The sequence below is a fragment of the Thiomicrorhabdus aquaedulcis genome, from assembly GCF_004001325.1.
In the GTDB taxonomy this organism is placed as follows: Bacteria; Pseudomonadota; Gammaproteobacteria; order Thiomicrospirales; family Thiomicrospiraceae; genus Thiomicrorhabdus; species Thiomicrorhabdus aquaedulcis.
In genome coordinates this window covers 1,764,462-1,785,224 of the sequence record NZ_AP018722.1, presented here as the reverse complement: position 1 = coordinate 1,785,224, position 20,763 = coordinate 1,764,462, and the positions used below count along the sequence as shown (strand labels likewise).

Sequence of the window (20,763 nt, the reverse complement as noted above, 5' to 3'; positions counted from 1 at the left end):
AAATGTTAAAATTCGGCTTTTTTACCAGTTGAGAAAGATTTTGTGGATCGTTATCTAGCGCATTCAAGTGGAATGGTTTTATGGGTTTTAATGTTTCCATTGTTGGTTTTTTTTGCCCTAGCGGACGACTTTAGCGAATCTGAATTAACCGCCAGGCTTGGTTGGCTTTTGCTCTTGGTGGCTATTTCTTACGTGATTAAAAGCAAGTGGTTGTTTTTGCTGTTGTTATGGCCTTTTGCACTTTCGGGTGTTGTTGATTTATTTTACACGTCTACTTTTAACCAGCAATTTGAAGCAAGCCTGGTGCGTGTTTTAACAGATACCGACAGTGCAGAAACATTAGAGTTTTTAGACGTTTATATAAGTCTGATAAATGTAAGCTTACTCGTTGCCTATTTACTGGGTTTTGTCTATTTAGGGCGAAAATTGCAACTATTTACTCCAGAGGGTTATAAAAGTAAATTGGTTATAGCTTTTGGTTTGATTATGTTGGTGGTTGCAGTTCAGCAAGTGGCTTTTCATGAACGCTATAAAGATGTTTTACCTGGGGCATTTGGTCAGTTAACAGATGGTATTCATAAGTACATAGCATTGCAAGACGAGATGACTATGCGACCAATGCTTTTACAAAACTATTCAGGCGTGGTAGGTAAGGAAGCTGAAAAAGCCCCGCAAACTTATGTCGTTGTGATTGGAGAGTCTGCGGTTAGAGGACATCATGGACTCTATGGGTATCACAGAGATACAAATCCGGCACTTACGGTACTTAAAAATGAATTAATCTTATTTGATGATGTTATTTCACCGTTTGCGGTAACGTATCTTGCGCTTAGTCATGCCTTGACCCAAAAAAGCTTAGTCAATAATATCCCTTTTGCCGAGGCTTTAAGTTTGGTTGAGTTAGCAAAAAAGGGTGGTTTTCAAACTTGGTGGATTTCTAATCAACCTCGTTACGAGGGAACCACGCTGTCATTATCTCAGGTGTCAGATCATGCACTTTATTTAACAGATAACGGTAAAACTGATAGTTATTTATTGCCTACTATAAAACAAGCTATTGCATCGCCCCAAACTCATAAAGTTATTTTTGTACATTTGCGTGGCAGTCACATGTCTTATGCAAAGCGGTACCCCGAAGAATTTGATCATTTTAAGAGTGCTGAGTTGGCGATTTACACCAAGACCCCTTCAGAAGCGCAAGTATCCGTTGTGAATGCTTATGATAATTCGATTCGCTATACTGATTTTATTTTAAATGAAATCGTGAATATGCTTAAAACACAAGAACAATCGGTTAACGGATTGGTCTATTTTTCTGACCACGGTGAAGAAGTTTATGATTATAAAAATTTTATTGGGCATGAATTAAAGCGAGTCAGCCCTGAAATGTTTGAAATCCCATTTATAGTTTGGACAAACCAAAATTATCAGCAAGTTTTTGATTACAAAATGCAAAATATGCACAAGTTTCGTTCTGAGCCATTTTTAAACGACTCTTTTTTGAGTTTGGTCTATGTTTTATGGGACTAAAGTCAGAGTTTAGATATAAAGATTCGTCGCCCTGTGAGGAAAGTTATGTTTCAAAACCACGCACGGTTGCTGGTAAAAGGTATGAGAATGGTTTGTTACACTGAAGCTCTTAAATTTTAATGAGATAACAGGTTAGTGTAAGACTTTTATTAAAACCAATAGGTTAAAAAGGTTAGTAATGAAATCACCTCATTCAGGTTTAAAACGCGTTATTTACGCCGCAGGGTATTCGTGGAAAGGCTTTAAATCCACCTGGAAACACGAAGCGGCGTTTAGGCAAGAAGTGGTGTTGACGCTGTTGCTGATTCCGTTGGCGTACTGGTTGGGCGACAACGCGCTGGAGCGCGCACTGTTAATTGGGGTTTTGCTGATTGTCTTGGTGGTTGAGCTGTTAAACTCAGCCATTGAATCGGTGGTGGATCGCATTGGTGAAGAGTACCACACGCTGTCAGGGCGCGCCAAAGACCAAGGGTCGGCGGCGGTGTTTTTGGCATTTTTAATGGCCGTGGTGGTGTGGAGCGGATTTTTAATTTCAAAGATTTTTGGGTAGGAGTAGCGCATGATTGTCGTAACCGGTGGGGCTGGGTTTATTGGTTCAAACATAGTTAAAGCGTTAAATGCGTTGGGGCGCACCGATATTTTGGTGGTGGACAACTTAAAAAACGGCAAAAAATTCATTAACTTAGCCGATTGCGATTTTGCCGATTATTTAGACAAAGAAGATTTTCAAACCCGTATTTTTGCCGAAGAAGGCTTGCCCGATATTGAATGCGTGTTTCATCAAGGCGCATGCTCGGCCACCACCGAGTGGGACGGCAAATACATGATGGACAACAATTACGAATACAGCAAAGATCTGCTTAATTACTGTTTAAATCGCCGTATTCCGTTTTTATACGCCTCGTCGGCCGCCGTGTATGGCGATGGTCCTACGTTTGTTGAGTCGCGTGAACATGAAAAACCGTTAAACGTCTATGGCTTTTCAAAGTTTCAGTTTGACCAATACATTCGTCAAATTTTGCCGCACGCCCAAAGCCAAGTGGTGGGGTTTAGGTATTTTAATGTCTATGGCCCGCGCGAACAGCACAAGGGCGACATGGCCAGCGTGGCTTTTAAACTGCACAATCAAATTTTAGCTGGGCAAAACGTTAAATTGTTTGGCGCGTACGATGGCTTTGACGCCGGCATGCAAACCCGCGATTTTGTCTACATCGACGATGTCACCGCAGTGAACTTGTGGTTTATGCAACACCCGCAAAAATCGGGAATTTTTAACCTAGGGCCAGCCGCTGCTGAACCGTTTAAACACATTGCCGATGCGGTGATTGATTTTCATGGTAAAGGTCAAATTGAATTTATCGAGTTTCCCGAGCACCTAAAAGGCGCCTACCAAAGCTTTACCCAAGCCGACAACAGCGCACTACGCCAAGCCGGCTATACCGCGCCCTTTAACAGCGTTGCGCAAGGGGTAAAAAAATATTTAACGTGGTTGAGTGAGCATCCAAACACAGTAAACTTTAAAATATAGTCCGTTATGTAAGGATTGTTTAGATTTTTTGGAATTTTAATAGGAGCATGCCATGAGTTATAAATTTATAAGTGAGCGAGAGCCTACCGATCAAGAGTTGTTTGCTCTAACCGATTCGGCCATTAAGCAAGCCAATCAAAAAAAAGAGCAAGCCATGAAGTCCTTTATGGCCAATATTCATTCGCAAATTCAAAAAATCAAAAATGATAAGTTACATGTCAAGCAAGCCTAGGCTTATTATTGTGGCCGGTCCAAATGGATCGGGGAAAACCACGATTACCGAACAAGTTTTAAATTTTATATGCAACGCATAAGCTACCAGAGTGGACAGAGGATTTTATTGAGATGGAACTTTAATTCTTGCGCATTTTATTAATCAAAATGTCGTCAATGGGCGATGTGTTTCACACGTTTCCGGCGTTGTCGGACGCACTGCAAAATACACCAGGCCTGGTGGTCGACTGGGTGGTTGAAAGTGCGTTTGCAGAGATTCCAAAATGGCATCCAGCGGTAGACAAGGTGTATGCGATTGAACTGCGTAAATGGCGAAAACAGCCGTTTAAATATCGTGCGCAAATAAAAGCATTTTTTGCACACGTCAACCAAACCCACTACGATTTGGTCATTGATGCACAGGGTTTATTAAAGAGCGCCTGGGTGGCCAAAAAAATGCACGCTAAAACCGCCGGCTACGATTGGAGCAGCGCGCGTGAACCTTTGGCAACGTGGTTTTATCACTATAAATACCCGGTAAGTAAACAACAGCACGCCATTGTGCGCTTACGGCAATTACTGGCGCAGTGCTTAGGGTATTCGTTAGCCACCAACGCCCCAATGGTGTATGGCTTAACCAACCAGGCCTGGTCAAAGCCGAGTTTGGTCACTGAACAGTTTGCCGATAACGATTATTGGGTGTTTTTGCACGGCACAACGTGGACGACTAAATACTGGCCTGAAGACTATTGGATTGAACTGTTACAAAAAGCCAATGCCATCGGTAAAAAAGTCATTTTGCCGTGGGGAAACGCCGACGAACACCAACGTGCTATACGCATCAGCCGTCATGTTGAAGCAGAAAATGTTTGGGTGCCACAAGCCATGTTAAGTCTAAACGACATGGCCAAAACTCTAAAAAACGCCCAAGCCGTCGTGTCGGTAGACACTGGATTATCGCATGTCGCCGCCGCATTAGAAGTTCCCATGGTGGTTTTATACCGCGTAACTGACCCTAAATTGGTGGGGGCAGATGGGCAAAATGTGGTGCATCTTTGCTCGCCTTTGGCCACGAAGTATCTTAAAAAGTTTACCCAGCCTTGTCAGGAAAACGATTCTTTACAAGGCTTGTTGGTTGAAGACGTAATAAAAGCTTTGTCTAACAAGTTGGCGTTAAGTACGGTATGAATAGCCTTGAAAGCATAAAAGCACAGCCTAATGTTTTGTATGTCCCCTCTACGCCTTTAAATATTTTAGTCGCGGTGGCGCATGCTGTGCATTTTGCACCTCAACAACGTGCTCAACTGGTGTTAATTGACCAAAAAAACGTTCAAGATAACGCATATTATCAAGTATTAAAAAATTGGCCAAACTCGCCATTTGAGCAAGTGTTTATCTTGCCAGGTAAGGCGACAGGCTTGGGTAAAGTAGCCGAGCGTAAAGCTAATTTTGAGATATTAGCCAATGTTATTAAGACCTTTGCAGTTGATGTTATCGCCACTGGCAGTGATCGGCGAATAGAGTTTCAGTATTTAATGCAGTTGGGAAAAAAACAGAACCTAAAGCTTGAAGGTTGGTATTTAGACGATGGACTGTACTCTTACGCGGGTCGAGCGCATCATTGGTTTAAAGATTCTATAAGCAGTTTGCTTAAAAAAGCAGTCTACGGTCATTGGTGGCAAGAACCCAAAACAGTGGGTGCTTCAAATTGGATTAACCAGGCCTGGTTGTTTCGTCCTGAACAAGCAGTAAGTGCCTTACAAAAAAAGCAGATGAAGACGCTTGATATAAGTTGGTTTACTGCACCAGATGTGCAAATTTTTAGCGTACAGATGTGCGCACTTTACGGCTTACAGGGTGACATGCTTGTGCGTTTGCAGTCAGTAGACTGTTTGATATTGATACCGCACCCTAATAATATTCAAAAAATGTCCGGCTATGTTGAACGCATAGAAGTCTTTTTACAGACACTTTATGAATGCGGTCAAAAAGTTGCCGTTAAATATCATCCGCGTGCCTTAGAGCGCGATGCATTAAAATTAGAAGCTCGTTTTGGGGTCATATTAGTGCCTGAGCGCTTGGCGTTTGAGTTTGTCTTACCTAATTTGCCTGCACACGCCCAGATTATTGGCGATGTAGGCACGGCATTACTCACCACAAAATGGCTTCGTCCAGAGTTAAATGGCGTGGCGGTATTAAATGAAGACAGTGCTTTTGAACGTGCGTTTAAACCGATATTACACAATTTAGAGGTGCGTATAGTGCAAAGTTACGAATCTGCGTATGAGGCTGTTTATGACTAAAATGGCGGCAATCTCTATGGTTCGTCCAGTAGACATATACTTGGCCTCTTCGACGTTGCACTTTTTTTGGGCGTTTGTGTTGGCTGCAAAACATCGCGGCGAACGTGATAGTCACCTTGTAATAATTGATCAATATACCAACCGTCCAATGGTGTTTAACCATTTTATAAATACCGAAAGTGCGCCATTTGTAGCCACTCAATTAATGGCGGGTCGCGAACTCAATGGAATTGCAAAATGGCGCAATCGCAGAGCGCAATTTGCTTGGACGACCAATTATGTCAAGGAGCACCGTATTGAACGAGTGTTTATTGGCAATGATCGCAGTGTGTTAGGGCAGTTTATTATTAAACAGGCTAAATCATACCGTCCAAATTGTTTGGGCTGCTATCTTGACGAGGGCGTGTATACCTATTTGGGGCGAGCCGCTTCGCAAAAAAAATCTGAGCGTTATGTAGACGCTTTTTTAAAAAAAATGATGTACGGCTTTTGGTACGATACGCCACTCACCATCGGCGCGAGTAAATGGATTGACCAGGCCTGGGTAATGTACCCAAATCAAGTTAATCAAGCTCTAAAATCTAAGTGTTTGCACGAAATTTACCCAGATAATAACGGCTTTAAAGAATTGACCGGTTTAGCGCAAAAAGTCCTTGAAGAGCAAGGGGTATCCATGCAACGGTTAGCTGCGCTAGATGTATTGATTACGTTACCCAATCAAACAATATTTTCTAAAGTGGCACATTACGAACAAGCCATAGCCACATTACTGGCGGGGTTTGAGGCACAAGGCCTAAACGTAGCGATAAAATACCACCCCGCCGCCGGCGACAGCGACCCGTTAAAGCTCGAACAACAAAATGTTTGGCGTTTACCAGGTCAAGTAAGCTTTGAGATGCTGCTGCCATTTTTAAAACAGTGCACTGTGGTTGGGGATGTGTCTTCAACGATCTTACTGGCTAATTATGCTGAGGGCGTAAAGCGAGTCGTTATGGTACAAATTAGTGATGATAATTACTCTATAAAAATGGCAGAATTTTGTAAAAAAATAATGGTAGACGTTGTTAGTGTGAATGATTGTGACCGAGTTATTTTAAGTGGATGTGTTGTATGAAAAATATTGAACATCTTGCTGTAATGGTAAGAGGCAAAAATGTAGCGCTTGTTGGGAATTCAAAAAATGTATTAGGTAAACAATTCCCTGTGGATGAACATGATTTGGTTATACGCATGAACGGCGCATGGAATTTACCAGAAAATATGCGGTTAAGTGTTGGGCAACGGTTAGATATTTTATGTGTGTCTGGTGCAAAAAAAGAAATAAACGCACTGGTTGAGAAATTGTCGAATGTGGTTTATATGTCACCAAAAAACCGTAATGTTATTTCAGATACTATATCTAAAAATCTGTATTTTTATCCTGAGGAATGGTGGGCATCTCTGTACGAGCAATTAGGGTCAAGGCCGTCGACAGGTTGTATGGCGGTGGATATGTTAAGAAGAATGATTGGCGACGGTACCCTTACTCTATATGGTTTTGATTTTTTTGAGAATCCAAGTTGGCATAAGCAGTATTCTATAAAAGAACGCATACAAGTATGGTTGGGCAAGGAAATATATGTTAATCCCCATGACGGCGTTAAAGAAGCTATGTTTATTCAAAATTGTTTGCCGACGCACCAATTAACAGTCATTAAAACTAACTAAGAAAAAATAAAAGAGTTGAATTGTTAAATATGCGAGTTGCGATTATTAATGATACCAGGCCAACAAGCCATTATGGTTGTCTTATGGTGATGAAGAATCTGGAGTCATTGCTCGAGGCACAAGGGGTAGAAGTAGTTTGGACGTGGCCAGTTGGTCGGGATTGGCGAAAGAATAAAGCTGGTATTCGTCAATATCCTTCGGTGGATGCGGTGATTGTTAACGGCGAAGGAACTATTCATCATGGTTCAAGACGTTGGCAAGCTCAAGCTTTGGTTGAGTTTGCAGCTTTTGCACATAATGAACTGAAAGTACCATGTTTTTTGCTCAACGCTACTTTGTTTGCAAATGATGCCTCAATTTATGAGTTTATTCGTGAGTTTGATGGGGTTTATGTGCGTGATCGTTCAAGCTATAAAACTTTACTCAAACATAACATCTTAGCTGAGTTTGTTGCGGATATGACGTTTGCATTGCCAGCTAGTGCACCTTATAAACCTGAAAAAGGCAGAGTGTGTGTTATTGACTCTGTAATGCAATCAGACGTGCCACATTTAAAACGGTTCAGTCGCAGATATCATGCAAAATATTGTTCAATGATCGTTGCAAGGCCGAGCAATTACTGTTTTTGGAAGCGTCCTAGAAAGTATTTTGTAGAGTCCATTAAGTGGCTGTTAGGTGACAGAAAACGGAGTCTAGAACCTTCTAGTTTTGAGGCTTATTTAGCACAGTGTGATTTAGTTGTTACAGGTCGATATCATACTGTAACAATGTGTTTAAAAAATAAGATTCCTTTTGTTGCTCTTGAATCGAATACACCTAAGATAACTTTTTTGCTTAAAGAAGTATTTGGACATTCTAAAAGGGTTATTAGAGCTGAAGAATTAGAGCATTTACAATTAGAGCATTGGAAACCCTATTTGCCGGAAGAGCTGGATGCAATTGATAAATTTTTATCGAAGGCAGAAGAGGGCAATTTCGCAATGCTAAAGAGTGTTGTTTTAAAAGTGCAAACTTTTAATCAGGTGAATTCCGTTGAGGTATCCTGAAATAATAGTTTTGTGTCGGCAGATAAAAGAATATTTAGCTGTTTTTTTTGGTTTAAGAAAACGTTCAAATCAATTAAAAACAAAACTGCAATTAGCGTCTGGTGAAACCCTAGATAAAATAATTAATACTGTAGAAATCTCTTTACAAGAATTAGGAATACTCTCTGATAATTCACGTTTTGAAGACTTGGGTGGTGCCAATAATCTGGGGTTTTTATTGCACCGAACTGAATTGAAAAAACTCACATGGGTGACAAAATTTGCTTATTCAGAGGAAATCGCGCGTGAAGATTATTTTTTGCAGTGGCATCAAAAAAATGTTTTGACCCAGCATGCAATCGCCCCGGTTTTAAAAGTAATAGGCGTACTTGGTGATTCAAACGTTAGATTTATGACGATGGAAGCGCTTAATTCACCAAATAAAATCAGCTTTGCTGAAATAGTTGAGCTGTATGTCAAGCTGCAATCTGTCGGAGAATTGTTTATACGGCAGCATCATAATGCAAACGGATTTCCTAAGATGACTGGAGGCAGTCGAATTCGTGACCTTCTGCTTACGCTGATATGTCAATTTGGAACGCCATCTTCACAGCAATATATTCAAGTATTTTTTGATCAACGTAAGAAGATTAATCCCTTGCATAGCAAAGAAATAGAAGTCATTCAAGAAAAAGTAGAAAAGTATTTAGTTCAATTTGGCAAACTCGACGAGAGCATGATTGGCTTAGTTCATGGGGATTATAAAGCGGCTAATATGATGCGTGATAATTATGGTAATTTAAAGCTAGTAGATTTTCAGTATTATCAGGTTGGAGTTCGCGTTTGGGATTTAGCATTTTTTATGTCAAAACAAAAAAAACATTTTGACATTATTTATTATGAACTTAAATCCCTTACAAGTTTCTCTGTTGAAGAGAATCGACTTTTAATCTTATGTTTTATTTTAGCCGCGATGTTGCACTTAACACCCTCGACTTTTAAATACAAATATAAATTTCATATATCCCCAGCTTTAAATAAATTACAGCGTGATGTTCAACATAAAGAGTGTCATTAAATGATTACTGAAAAAGAAAAAACAAGTTCAAAAATTATTTTGTTTAGTTTTATTTGGCTAATGATGTTTGGATATGTCTTAAGAAACGTAGTAGAGGTTAATTTTGAGATATTGTTTTTGATCATGTTAACTTTTTCACTTTGGGTGATACTGCGTGATCGTTTAAATACCAAAAAAACAAAAAATGTAAGTTTGTTCATATGGAGTTGGTTAATTGTATTTTATTGGTTTATTGCTTTAGTAATTCTTTTTTATCATGATGGATTAGAGGGACGTTCAGGCAATACAATGAATGTTGTACATTCAGTGCTTGTTTTTGTTGCAATGGGATGGGCACTTTATAAATTAAAGCCCACTATTGATTATTTATGGATAAGTGTTGGTATTGGTTCGTTTTTTATTCTTTTTCTAAGTTTTTTAGAATTTGCTGCGGTAGATTTTAACTTGGTTGGGCGACTTGGTGATTTTTATGGCAACCCCATTGGATTTGGTATTCTGGCTAATACTTTTTTAATTATTTTAGTCGGTGCTCTTCCTTGGGCATTTTTTAAAAATAAAATAATTTTTGGTGCTTATTTGATTATGGGCATTATGTTGTTAACTGCGGTTATTTTTCTCAAACTAGAACAGCTTGGCTAGGACTTCCTGAAGCATTTTTAGCCTGGGGCATTTACTATTATTTTCTGTATAAAAAAGGCCATCCTGAATTCAATAGTCGAATTATTTTGAGTTTGTCTGTTGTCGCACTTATTTTTGTTGGATTATTTTTCTCAAGCAGTAATGTAATAACAAAAAGAGTAGGAGAAGTATTTAGTGGTGCCAACGATTATATTACTGGTAAGTCTTTTCAAAGCAGTAGTGGTCAACGCCTGCTTATGTATGAGGCGGGTATAACAGGCATTTCAAATCATTTATGGCTTGGCATTGGAGAAAATGATTTTAAGGTGTTTATGAAATCCGAAACACAAAGAATTGCTTACACTCGTTTTAATCAAGAGTTTGATGGTTTTGATTATTCTCACATTCACAATCAGTTTTTAATGGCATTGATTACCAAAGGGCTATTTGGATTCATGAGTGTTTTACTACTATTTATATTTTTATTTTTTTATTTTTTAAAAGGTATGAAGACAGCTGATATCACAGACAAGCCTGTTTGGATTGCAGGTTTTGTATTCTCATTGGCTGAGTTTATGTCATTTATGCCAGAGAGTCCTCTTCAGCGAAGTGTGTATAGTTCACATTTTTTTCTGATAACGACTTTATTTATTGTTTTTAGTTTACTGATCACAAGGAAAAGTAGTCATTTAATCCCCTCAAAGTCGTCTTTATGAAGATGAATACGTCGCATTTTAGCGATGCTTCAGTGTATGAGCTTCAACCACAAAAAGTTGTTTTTCCGGTTGATGTAGCCGACCTAACCCAGCACATTCAAAACCTCCTAGCACACAACACCCCCATCACCCTTCGTGCTGGTGGCACGTCTTTAGGCGGTCAAGCGATTGGGTTTGGTGTGGTGGTGGACGTTTCTAAACATTTGACCAATATTCTAAATTACCGTCCAGAAGACCAAGAAATTGATGTTGAGCCGGGGGTGATTCAGGACGATTTGAATGATTTTGTGGCGGCCGATGGTTTGCGGTTTGCGCCGGATACGTCAACGTCTAATCGGGCGATGGTGGGGGGTATGATTGGTAATAACTCGTGCGGATCGTACTCGGTTTATTATGGCACTACGCGTGAGCATGTTAAGTCGCTTGAGGTGATTTTGGCAGATGGTTCTGAGGCCACTTTTGGTGCGCTTAGCACGCAACAGTTGGATGAAAAGTTGCAGCTGGCCACTTTTGAAGGCCATCTTTATCGCACGGTCATTGATTTACTCAACACGCACGGCGCGCAAATTTTAGCGCATTTTCCGCACCCTTCTATTAAACGCCGCAATACCGGCTATGCTTTGGACGAGCTGTATCGTCATCATCAACCGTTTAATCCCACTGGTAAACCGTTTAGTCTTGCGCCGTTAATGTGCGGCAGTGAGGGTACGTTGGCGGTGATAAAAACCGCGACGCTTAATTTGGTTAAGGTGCCAAAACAGCGTCAGTTACTGTGCGCGCATTTTGATTCGATTGAAGCGGCGATGAAGGTGGTGTGTGATTTGTTGGCGTTTGCGCCCGCGGCGATTGAGCTTATTGACAAGGCGACGTTGGAGGGTACTAAAACCAATATTGGCCAACAAGCCAATCGGTTTTGGATTGCGGACGACCCGCAAGCGGTGTTGGTGTGTGAGTGGTTTGCGGAGGATTTAACGGATTTAAATCAGCAAATGTTACGTTACCAGGCCTGGTTACTGGCACATGGCGCTTACGCCTCGCCCATTATTGAGAGCACACATGCGGCCAAAGTGTGGGAGGTTCGCAAAGCCGGCTTAGGGTTGTTGATGGGTAAGGTGACGCGTAAAAAAGCGGTGGCGGTGATTGAAGACGCGGCGGTTCCGGTGGCGCATTTGTTTGATTATTATCAAGATGTGCAGGCGTTAATGGCCGATTTGCAGGTCAATTGCGTCTATTACGGCCACGCGTCGGTGGGGTTAATTCACATTCGCCCTGAGTTGGATTTGGCCACGGCCGAGGGGCAAACGCTGTTTAAAACGATTGCCGAGCGTAATTCAACCTTGGTTAAAAAGTATCGCGGGGCGTTGTCGGGCGAACACGGCGACGGTCGAATTCGCGCACCGTTTTTAAAAGAGCAGTTTGAGGCCGAGGTGTACGAGGTGTTGTGCGCATTAAAGCGCGCGTTTGACCCCCATAATTTGCTTAACCCCGGGGTGATTATTGGTGATGCGCCCATTACGCAACATTTACGCGCTCACCGACAGCCGCAAAAACCGCTCTTTACCGCGTTGGATTGGTCAAAAGATTTGTCGCTTATGGACGCGGTCGAAAAATGCAATGGCGCGGGCGCGTGCCGAAAATCGGCGGGGCGCGGGGTGATGTGTCCGTCGTATCAGGCCACGCGTGAAGAAAATTACTCGACTCGTGGGCGCAGCAATTTATTGCGTTTTGCGTTGACCGAGCCCAATCCGCAACAGGCCTTAAGCGCGGACGATTTGCAAGATGCGTTGGCGATGTGTTTGGGGTGCAAAGCCTGCAAAACCGAGTGTCCGGCCAATGTGGACATGGCGCGGTTAAAGGCCGAGGTGTTGCATCAAACCCGCAAAAAATTAAGTTTAAACAATTGGTTAATGGTGCATTATGGCACGTTGTTGCGCGTTGGCCAGGCCTGGCCAAACGTGTTTAACGCGGTGCAAGGTTTGGCTTGGGTTAAAAAAATAATGGGAGTGGACGTGCGCCGCACCTTGCCTCAAGCGGTGGCGCAAAACAACCAGGCCTGGTGGCAAAGCTGGCATAAAGAAAACGCTGGGTTTAACGCAAGTCAGGGGCAAACCGTGTGGGTGTTGTGCGACCTGTACAGTCAATACCACGAGCCAGAAGTGGGACGCGCCACCTTGCGCAGTTTGGTTAAATTGGGGTTAAACGTGCAACCGGTTTTTTTAACCCACTCGCCGCGCGCGCTCATTAGTCAGGGGTTGCTTCCAGAGGCCAAACGCGCGCTGCAACAGACGGTGCAACAGTTGGCCCACTGGCAAGCGGGCGATTACATTGTGGGCATTGAGCCTTCTGAATTATTGGTGTGGCGCGATGAAGCTGGCGATTTACTCAGTGTAAAAGCGGCGAATGTAAAAACGGCGAATGTAAAAGCGGCTGCACATCAGCAGAATGACCAGGCCTGGTCATATTGGTCTAACGCGGTACTGAGTTTTGAAGAGCTGATGTTGCGTTTGCATGCCAGCGGAGCATTACCCGAATGGCCTGCGTTGCCCAAGTTGTCTGGCGCACCAAAAACCATTTGGTTGCATGTGCATTGTCATCAAAAAGCGTTGGCCAATCCGCAAGACAGTGTAAACGCGCTTAAATTATTGCCAGGGGTAAACGTAAATCTGCTGCCCACGGGGTGTTGCGGCATGTCGGGTGAGTTTGGGTATAAGCATTACGATGTGTCTAACATTATTGCGCAACAAAGTTTGTTACCAGGCCTGGTCAACGCCCAAGCGCACGATTGGATTGTGGCCACGGGCACGAGTTGCCGGCATCAAATTGTCGATTTGGCCGAGGGGTTTGCGCCCATTAACAGTGACAACAATGGTGTTGGCAAAGGTGTTGGCAAAGGTGCTGAAAACCGATCCGCGCAAAAGCAGGTTTGGCACATGGCGCAAGTCTTTGACGCGGTGTTGTCGAATAGAGCGTAACCAAGACAGCACAAAACGTTTGCAAAACATTTGACCAGGCCTGGTTAAATCACGTTAGAGCCGGTTTGTCTTCAAAGAAATCACGCAACGCCGCTTTTAAGCGCATGGGCATGTCGTCGCTGGTCAGCAATGGCTCGTGACACCAAACGGCGTCTGGCCATACTTCGTCACCCGGTTCTCTAAAAATAACGTGAATGTGTTGGTTGGGGTTTTTATTGCCAATTTTGGCGATGTTAAAATGCGGCCCAAATCCTGCGTCTTGCAAGGCGTTAATCACACTGTAAATCTCGCCGTAGAGGCCTTCGATGTAACCGCGCGTGGTGAGCGGTTGTTTGGGAATCACCAATAACCACGGCAGCTCGGTGCGCTCGGCCATTAAAGAAAACAGTGGGTGGTCGTATAAATACACGCTGTTAAAGGTTTGTTCTAACAACGCCGGGCTGTGATTGCTAAGAATGATGTCCATAGAGTGCTCTTAAAATTGGCTTTAATTGGTTCTAGTGAGTTTTAGTGGGTTTTACCAACGCGCAACGCGCCATTAACGGTTAGAATGTGGGGCTGAATAGATGTGCCTTAAACTCCCGCGCGCCATTGCAGATCGTCGTTAATGGTCGCCAATAATAGCAGAATTTTATGACAATACACGTCAATCCCTACGCCAATCCCTTGCCTTGCCGTTTATTTTTAGCGTCCAGTTCGCCGCGCCGTCAAGAATTGATGGCGCAACTTAATTTAGAGTTTTCAATTATTAACGCGCCGGTTGAAGAGGTCGCACTGCCCAATGAATCGCCCCAATCGTATGTAAAGCGCATTGCCATTGAAAAAGCGCTGGACGGCTTTAATAAGTTAGCCGGCAAAGCCATTTGGGTGGTGGGCGGTGACACGGCCGTGTTGTTTAACGGCAAAGTACTGGGTAAACCCAAAAATCAAGCCGATGCGGCGTCGATGTTAAACAAGCTGTCTGGGCAAACCCATGAGGTGTTGTCGGCCGTGGCCGTGGCGTTTGATGGGGAAGTGTTTTGTGCGCTTAATACCACAACCGTAACGTTTAAAAGCTTAACCGAGGCCGAAATAACGCAGTATTGGCACAGTGGCGAGCCTGCCGATAAAGCCGCCGGTTACGCGATTCAGGGCTTGGGCGCGCAGTTTATCAGTCACATTAATGGCAGTTATTCGGCGGTGATGGGCTTGCCGTTGTTTGAGTTGCATGCACTGCTTACCCAAGCGGGTTATTTTACGGCGCATAACTCGGCCAAAACCCACCTATGAAGGCACACACTATGCACAATGAAGAAAAAGTTTTAGTCAACGTTACCCCCAACGAAACCCGGGTGGCGTGGGTCGAAAACGGCGTTTTGCAAGAAGTTTGGGTTGAGCGCGCCAATAAACGCGGTTTGGTGGGCAATATTTACATGGGCAAGGTCGATCGCGTGTTGCCGGGTATGCAAGCGGCGTTTATTAATATTGGACTCGATCGCGCGGCCTTTTTACACGTGTCTGACATTTGTCAAAAAAGCATGGGCCGCGATCCGCAAGACGAATGCGACGACATTGCAAAATTGCTCTATCCTGGGCAAAAAATTATGGTGCAAGTAGTCAAAGACCCATTAGGCAGTAAGGGCGCGCGAATTACCATGCAAGTCACCATTCCATCGCGTATGTTGGTGTACATGCCCATTGAAAAAACCTTGGGCGTGTCGCAAAAAATTGACGGTTCGGCCGAGCGTGATCGGTTGCGTGAAATGATGAAACAAATCCCTGAGTTTCAACAGGCCGAAGGCGGCTTTATAGTGCGTACCGTGGCCGAAGGGGTCGATTTTCATGAGATGCGCGCCGACATGATTTACGTGCAACGTTTGTGGAACGGCGTACAAGAGCGCGCTAAAGCGGCTCGAAAGCCAACCGTTATTTATGAAGACTTGCCGCTGTATTTACGCATTTTGCGCGATATTCCGCTGGAGCGCATTGAAAAAATTCGCGTGGATTCAACCGAAACATTACGTAAAATGAAAACGTTTGTGGACATGTATGTTATGGAGTTATCCGAGCGGCTGGGGCTGTATCAAGGCGAACGCCCCATTTTTGATTTGTATAATATTGAGCAAGAGATTCAGTCGGCGCTTGAAAAACGCGTTAATTTAAAGTCGGGTGGGTATTTAATCATCGACCAAACCGAGGCGATGACCACCATTGACGTAAACACCGGCGCGTTTGTGGGGCATAAAAATTTAGAAGAAACCATTTACCGCACTAATTTAGAAGCCACCCAAGCCATTGCGCGCCAGTTACGCTTGCGTAATTTGGGCGGAATCATCATTTTAGACTTTATTGACATGGAGTTTAAAGAGCATCAACAACACGTTTTAAGCGCGCTTGAAAAAGAGTTGAGCAAAGACCGCGTTAAAACCTCGATTAGCAGTATTTCTAATTTGGGCTTGGTTGAAATGACGCGTAAACGCACTCGCGACAGTTTAGAGCACACTTTGTGTGAATTGTGTCCGGTGTGTAACGGTCGCGGTACGGTTAAAACCCCTGAAACAGTGGCGTATGAAATTTTTAGAGAAATTACTCGCATGGCACGGTCGTATAACGCCGACCAATACCGCGTTATTGCGGCCGAAACCGTGGTGGCGCGCATTATGGACGAAGAGTCTAATAGCGTCGCGGAGTTGGAAGCGTTTTTACAAAAAGTGTGCGTTTTCAAGCCGAAAGCACGTACGCCGCCGAGCAGTTTGATGTGGTCATGTTGTGATACTGTGATGTTTTGTGCGCTAAAACGTCATGCGTAATGGATAAGCACCCAATATTTGACCAGGCCTGGTTAAATGCGATGTTAAACATTTGAGAGTTTACGATGTTAATCAAAAAAACCCACCGTTTCTTAGAGGTGTTATTAGCCATTTTTGTGGTCTATTTACTGCTTACACGAGCGGTTATTACGTGGGCGCAATCTATGCCCGAGCCGTTTGTGGCTTCGGTCGAGTGGTTAACCGCCAGTGAGGTGAATTTTTCTGAGCTTACCATCAAACAAGATTGGTTGGGGTTTGAGTTACAGGTACATAATCTAACGGTCAATCGCCCTGAATTTTCGCTTAAATTGGATTTGGTTAAGGGTGACATTAACCTTTTTGCACCGTTGTGGCCTAGTTTAGATTACGGCGCGGCGCTGATCATACAAAATGGCCATTTAGAAACAAAATCCAATCTTACAACTCAAGACAGTCTTAGCCAAGACAATGCCGTTCAAGCCGATTTAGTGAATCCAGTCTTTAGCCTAGAGCAATGGCAAACGCGTGCTTATGAGCATCTTAATGTCGGCCGTTTATGGAAGCGCATTAAGTTTGACAACATAACGTTAAGCGATGCAACCAGGCCTGGTCAAAGTCTTAAAATTGTGCACTTACAAGCTCTAAAAGCCGCACAAATGCACGTGGTGGCTGAAGTGTCTTTGGGCTTACCGCCTGGGTTTAATCATGAACGGTTTAATATTAAAGCCCGTGTTATTCCTAATGTATGGGGCAAAGTGGCCGAAGCGCAATTAAGCCTTGCGGCGTTTGAACCCTTAAACGCGCATCAAGTCGCGCAATGGTTGCCGCCAAAGTGGCACAGTATTTTACCCAGCGGTGAGCTGATGATAGATGTTAACGCCCATGTTAAGCGCTCACGATTGGCTGAGGTAACTATTAATTTGTATGGCCAATCTTTGCAATGGCCACAGTCATCCAAATCGGTGCTACCCGGCAGTTTGGGCTTGGTGTTTAATTGGCAAGCCCCCAGCACGCAATCGCAATATATGGTTGTTAGTTTGTCTAATATTCAAATTAACAATCGTTACGTCGCCTCGCTTGCGCCCATTGAAGTAATGTTAGACGATGAGCATATTCACTTTAAAACCGAACGTTTTGACATAGAGCCTTTTAAAGTGATGGTCGCGGCTTTAGCCAATAACAATTTGGTCACCCAATTATTTGGTAAAACGGCACAGCTTGATCTGGCAAACCTTAACGGCCAACTTAATTGGCAAACCTTATCATTACCCTACTTAGCATTTGATGTGCTGCATTTAGACATTCCAGTCACGCATTATCCCGGCTTGATTATTCGCAATTTAGCGGTTAAAAAAGACGCTCAGAGCATGCACTTTACGATCAGCGAACCCATTCTAATAAACGAACCTAGTGTGCATGCTACGGCCTTAAAAGTGGCTTTGCCTAAAAAATTACCTTAAATCAAAATTCTGCAAACCAACTGTGGGAGCTTGAGCCTACGGCGTTTAAGATTGACGATTTTGCCCTGCAATTGCAAGGTAACACCGATTTTAAAGGGTGGGTAGACGCCAATTTGGGTTTTCAAGCCAACAGTCTGGCGGATCTTAAAACGTATTTACCGTACAAACTTATGTCGCAAACACTGCAAGACTGGCTTAAAACCGGCTTGGTCAGTGGGGAGTCTATTCAAGGCAACGCTGTGTTAAAAGGCCATGTAGCGCAATTTCCGTTTAATAACGGTCAAGGTAGTTTTATGGCAACGGCTCAAGTGCACAAGGTTAAATTGCTGTTTGACCAGGCCTGGCCAATGTTACAAGACTTTTCGGCTAAGCTTGTTTTTACCCCGTATCAGCTTAATATTCAAAGTGATTCAGTGGCCGTGGGCGATGGTCTTCAGGCTACCAATGTTGTGGTAGATATTGATAATCTTCACCGGTCTGATATTGCCGTCAAAATAAGTGGCGAGGTGACCGCGCCTATGGATAAAGCCAGTCAATACTTAATAAACTCACCGTTGGCCAAAAACTTAGGCTTAAGCCAGTTTTTACAAGGTCAACGCAATTTTGGTGGTGCCGTCAACGTTAAGCTAAATGAGGTTTGGGTGCCGGTACTAGGCTACGATAAGCAGGTCGAAACCGTGCAAGGCCAGGTTGAATTTAAAAACGCAGAATTCAACTTGGCGGAAATGCTCAGATTTACGCAATTAAATGGTGTGCTTACGTTTAATGAAAAAAGCGCGGCATCATCGCGCCTTAGCGCGCGGGTGTTGGGAATGCCAGCGAATTTTGATTTGACCACAGACCCTAAAAATAAAGTGGTGCGCTTAAGCGGTTCAGGCGCGGCCAAATTGACTCAAAACGGAGTTTTTCAACATCCGATTCCTTGGAATGCTCAAGCGTTCATTCCGTTTGGCGGTTCGTCCAATGCGTCAACTTCAGACATTAATGTAAATATTCAGGCCGACGTAAGCACCGCTAAAAGTTTAATGCCTGCTCCTTTATCCGCACAGGCTTTTAATCAACAAATGCTTTCACTGGAATTGCGTATCAAAGAAGATAATTTAAGCCTTAACGCTACATTGCCCAAAACAGCGCATGTGCAATCCCAATGGCGTATTGGTGAACAAGATTATCAGTTGCAGTCGGGGCATTTGCAATGGGGGTCTAAACCGCTCTCGTTAACGCATCCCGTCTCTAATAGTGGCTTATCGATGGCTGGGATAATTCATACACTTAATATAAAAGAGTGGTTTGATTTTTATACCGCCGTTATTTCTTCTCAGTTAGAGTCGGCTGATGAAATTGTCTGGCCAAATTGGCAAGCCTCAACAGTCTCTATTAATGAGGTACATTATAAAGACACGGTATACCCGCAACTTAATGTAGCGTGGGAATCAGACACGCAAGATAATATTAACCTCAATGTAACCAGTCCCGACATAGTGGCTAATGCATTATGGAAGCCCCAAGGTCTGGGTACGTTAGAGATGAACGTTGAACATTTTACTTTTTATGTACCAACGCAAACTATCGTTGATGCAAAAGAACAAGAATCAAAGCAAGCTTCATGTATAGCAGAGCCATCAAAAAGCCAGTGGCCAAACATTCTTTTTAGCGGTCAAAATATTTTTATTAACGAACGGCTTATTAATCGCTTGAGTTTTGAACTTAACGACACGCAAGACTCATTAACTGTAAACGCTCTACAAGGTCAATTTGGCAGTAATGCTGGAGAATTTGTAGGCAATTACCATTACCACAAACAAAATCAACTCAGTGAGTTTAACCTTTCGCTTACCTCACAAGATGTTGAGGCGGTCACGGATTTTATAGGATTAGAAAAAGGCTTTACCGGTAAGCAAGCCAATGCAAACACCAAACTTAATTGGAACGGCAGCGCCGATTGCTTTACGGTGCAGAGTGCCCAAGCTAAACTTGATTTTACTTTAACCGATGGCGCGATTGCCGATATTGAACCTGGATTTGCACGCTTACTAGGCTTACTTAGCGTGGATTCACTCGCAAGGCGTTTAAAGCTCGATTTAAAAGACGTTACGCATCAAGGCATGACGTACGACACCATTAAAGGTAATGCCCAGCTTGAAGCTGGTCTGCTTAAGTTTAAAGAGTTCGCTATTAAAGCCCCAGCGGCCAATGTTAAATTATTTGGAGAAGTGAACTTAATCGATGAAACATTCAATCTGCAGGCCGATGTTACACCCACAATAGGAGGCTCACTGCCGACCATCGCTGCACTCGCCGGCGCCGCTTCCCCTGTAACCGCATTAGCGTTATACGCCATATTGAAAATAATGCCCGGATTAACAGAAGAACTTATTACCTATAACTATAAAATAAACGGCCCGTGGAAAGAACCAAACATAGAACCCGTTAATATAAACAACACAGATAAGAGCCAATAAAGAAGATTCAACCAGGCCAGGCCAAAGCAAAATGTGCATAAAGCTGTGGATAAAGCCTGAGTAAGGTGTAGAAAGAGCAAAAATTCACAAAAAAGAAACGAAAAAGACAAAAAGAGCAAAAAAAGAGAGGGAAAGGGGTTGCGCTGAAGAGTGAAATGGATAGAATACGCGGCGTTCCAACCGAAACGCAAAAGCAAAACGAAAAGCGGGTTGGAAAGGAAAGAAAGAAGCGGTAATGTTATTGGTAAAGAGAAAAGAGTTTGAAAATAGTTTGAAATAATTATTGACAACCTAGAACGAACCACTTACAATACGCAGCTTACCGAGACAGAAACGCAGAACAACGCGGACTGGCTCGAAGAGACCTAAGTTCTTTAAAAATC

Annotated in this window: 17 protein-coding genes and 1 pseudogene; 17 read left to right on the top strand and 1 reads right to left on the bottom strand. The window is 43.2% G+C overall.

Annotation, left to right across the window (positions count from 1 at the left end; translation table 11 throughout):
* The first annotated feature begins 42 nt into the window (after window positions 1–42).
* From EP181_RS08130 to EP181_RS08065, 13 genes are all read left to right on the top strand, one after another.
* Entirely contained in the window at window positions 43–1,530 is a 1,488-nt protein-coding gene (locus EP181_RS08130; RefSeq protein ID WP_127471193.1) for a phosphoethanolamine transferase, read from the top strand.
* A 178-nt stretch (window positions 1,531–1,708) separates the two neighbouring features.
* On the top strand, window positions 1,709–2,080 hold the full coding sequence (locus tag EP181_RS08125) for a diacylglycerol kinase (protein WP_127471192.1): 372 nt from the start codon (window positions 1,709–1,711) through the stop codon (window positions 2,078–2,080).
* A gap of 9 nt (window positions 2,081–2,089) precedes the next feature.
* Window positions 2,090–3,058 (top strand): ADP-glyceromanno-heptose 6-epimerase, encoded by a 969-nt coding sequence (rfaD, locus tag EP181_RS08120; protein WP_127471191.1) that lies wholly within the window; start codon window positions 2,090–2,092, stop codon window positions 3,056–3,058.
* A gap of 52 nt (window positions 3,059–3,110) precedes the next feature.
* Window positions 3,111–3,290: a hypothetical protein gene (locus tag EP181_RS08115; protein ID WP_127471190.1), complete on the top strand. Its 180-nt coding sequence runs from the start codon at window positions 3,111–3,113 to the stop codon at window positions 3,288–3,290.
* 128 nt (window positions 3,291–3,418) lie between these two features.
* Complete coding sequence (waaC, locus tag EP181_RS08105; RefSeq protein WP_127471189.1) at window positions 3,419–4,459, top strand: lipopolysaccharide heptosyltransferase I; 1,041 nt, start codon at window positions 3,419–3,421, stop codon at window positions 4,457–4,459.
* A complete protein-coding gene (locus tag EP181_RS08100; protein WP_127471188.1) occupies window positions 4,456–5,574 on the top strand; it encodes a hypothetical protein in 1,119 nt (372 codons plus the stop codon). Before waaC ends, EP181_RS08100 begins: the two co-directional genes overlap by 4 nt.
* Entirely contained in the window at window positions 5,567–6,688 is a 1,122-nt protein-coding gene (locus EP181_RS08095) for a hypothetical protein (protein ID WP_127471187.1), read from the top strand. The genes EP181_RS08100 and EP181_RS08095 overlap by 8 nt, the downstream gene beginning before the upstream one ends.
* Window positions 6,685–7,281 carry a glycosyltransferase family 29 protein gene (locus EP181_RS08090; protein WP_127471186.1) on the top strand — a complete coding sequence of 199 codons (597 nt, stop codon included), beginning with the start codon at window positions 6,685–6,687 and terminating at the stop codon, window positions 7,279–7,281. The genes EP181_RS08095 and EP181_RS08090 overlap by 4 nt, the downstream gene beginning before the upstream one ends.
* Before the next feature lie 29 nt (window positions 7,282–7,310).
* Complete coding sequence (locus EP181_RS08085) at window positions 7,311–8,327, top strand: polysaccharide pyruvyl transferase family protein (protein WP_127471185.1); 1,017 nt, start codon at window positions 7,311–7,313, stop codon at window positions 8,325–8,327.
* Entirely contained in the window at window positions 8,314–9,384 is a 1,071-nt protein-coding gene (locus tag EP181_RS08080; protein ID WP_172959723.1) for a phosphotransferase, read from the top strand. Before EP181_RS08085 ends, EP181_RS08080 begins: the two co-directional genes overlap by 14 nt.
* A complete protein-coding gene (locus EP181_RS08075; RefSeq protein ID WP_127471183.1) occupies window positions 9,385–10,023 on the top strand; it encodes a hypothetical protein in 639 nt (212 codons plus the stop codon).
* A 29-nt stretch (window positions 10,024–10,052) separates the two neighbouring features.
* Window positions 10,053–10,718 (top strand): O-antigen ligase family protein, encoded by a 666-nt coding sequence (locus EP181_RS08070; RefSeq protein ID WP_232023579.1) that lies wholly within the window; start codon window positions 10,053–10,055, stop codon window positions 10,716–10,718.
* Window positions 10,715–13,690, top strand: a complete 2,976-nt coding sequence (locus EP181_RS08065; RefSeq protein ID WP_232023389.1) for an FAD-binding and (Fe-S)-binding domain-containing protein — start codon at window positions 10,715–10,717, stop codon at window positions 13,688–13,690. The genes EP181_RS08070 and EP181_RS08065 overlap by 4 nt, the downstream gene beginning before the upstream one ends.
* Window positions 13,691–13,739: 49 nt before the next feature.
* Here EP181_RS08065 and EP181_RS08060 read toward each other — a convergent pair whose 3' ends face one another.
* The gene (locus EP181_RS08060; protein WP_127471181.1) at window positions 13,740–14,156 is read right to left on the bottom strand and encodes a hypothetical protein; all 417 of its coding nucleotides are present in this window, start codon (window positions 14,154–14,156) and stop codon (window positions 13,740–13,742) included.
* Window positions 14,157–14,323: 167 nt separating this feature from the next.
* On the opposite strand from EP181_RS08060, the gene EP181_RS08055 reads away from it, so the two are divergent.
* The 4 genes and pseudogenes from EP181_RS08055 to EP181_RS08040 all read left to right on the top strand — a co-directional run bounded on the left by EP181_RS08055 (window position 14,324) and on the right by EP181_RS08040 (window position 20,380).
* Window positions 14,324–14,959 carry a Maf family protein gene (locus EP181_RS08055; protein ID WP_127471180.1) on the top strand — a complete coding sequence of 212 codons (636 nt, stop codon included), beginning with the start codon at window positions 14,324–14,326 and terminating at the stop codon, window positions 14,957–14,959.
* An 11-nt stretch (window positions 14,960–14,970) separates the two neighbouring features.
* Window positions 14,971–16,442: pseudogene (rng, locus tag EP181_RS08050) on the top strand (ribonuclease G).
* 102 nt (window positions 16,443–16,544) lie between these two features.
* Window positions 16,545–17,918, top strand: coding sequence for a hypothetical protein (locus EP181_RS08045; RefSeq protein WP_127471179.1), 1,374 nt, complete (start codon window positions 16,545–16,547; stop codon window positions 17,916–17,918).
* Complete coding sequence (locus tag EP181_RS08040; protein WP_476718459.1) at window positions 17,909–20,380, top strand: YhdP family phospholipid transporter; 2,472 nt, start codon at window positions 17,909–17,911, stop codon at window positions 20,378–20,380. Before EP181_RS08045 ends, EP181_RS08040 begins: the two co-directional genes overlap by 10 nt.
* Window positions 20,381–20,763 lie beyond the last annotated feature (383 nt).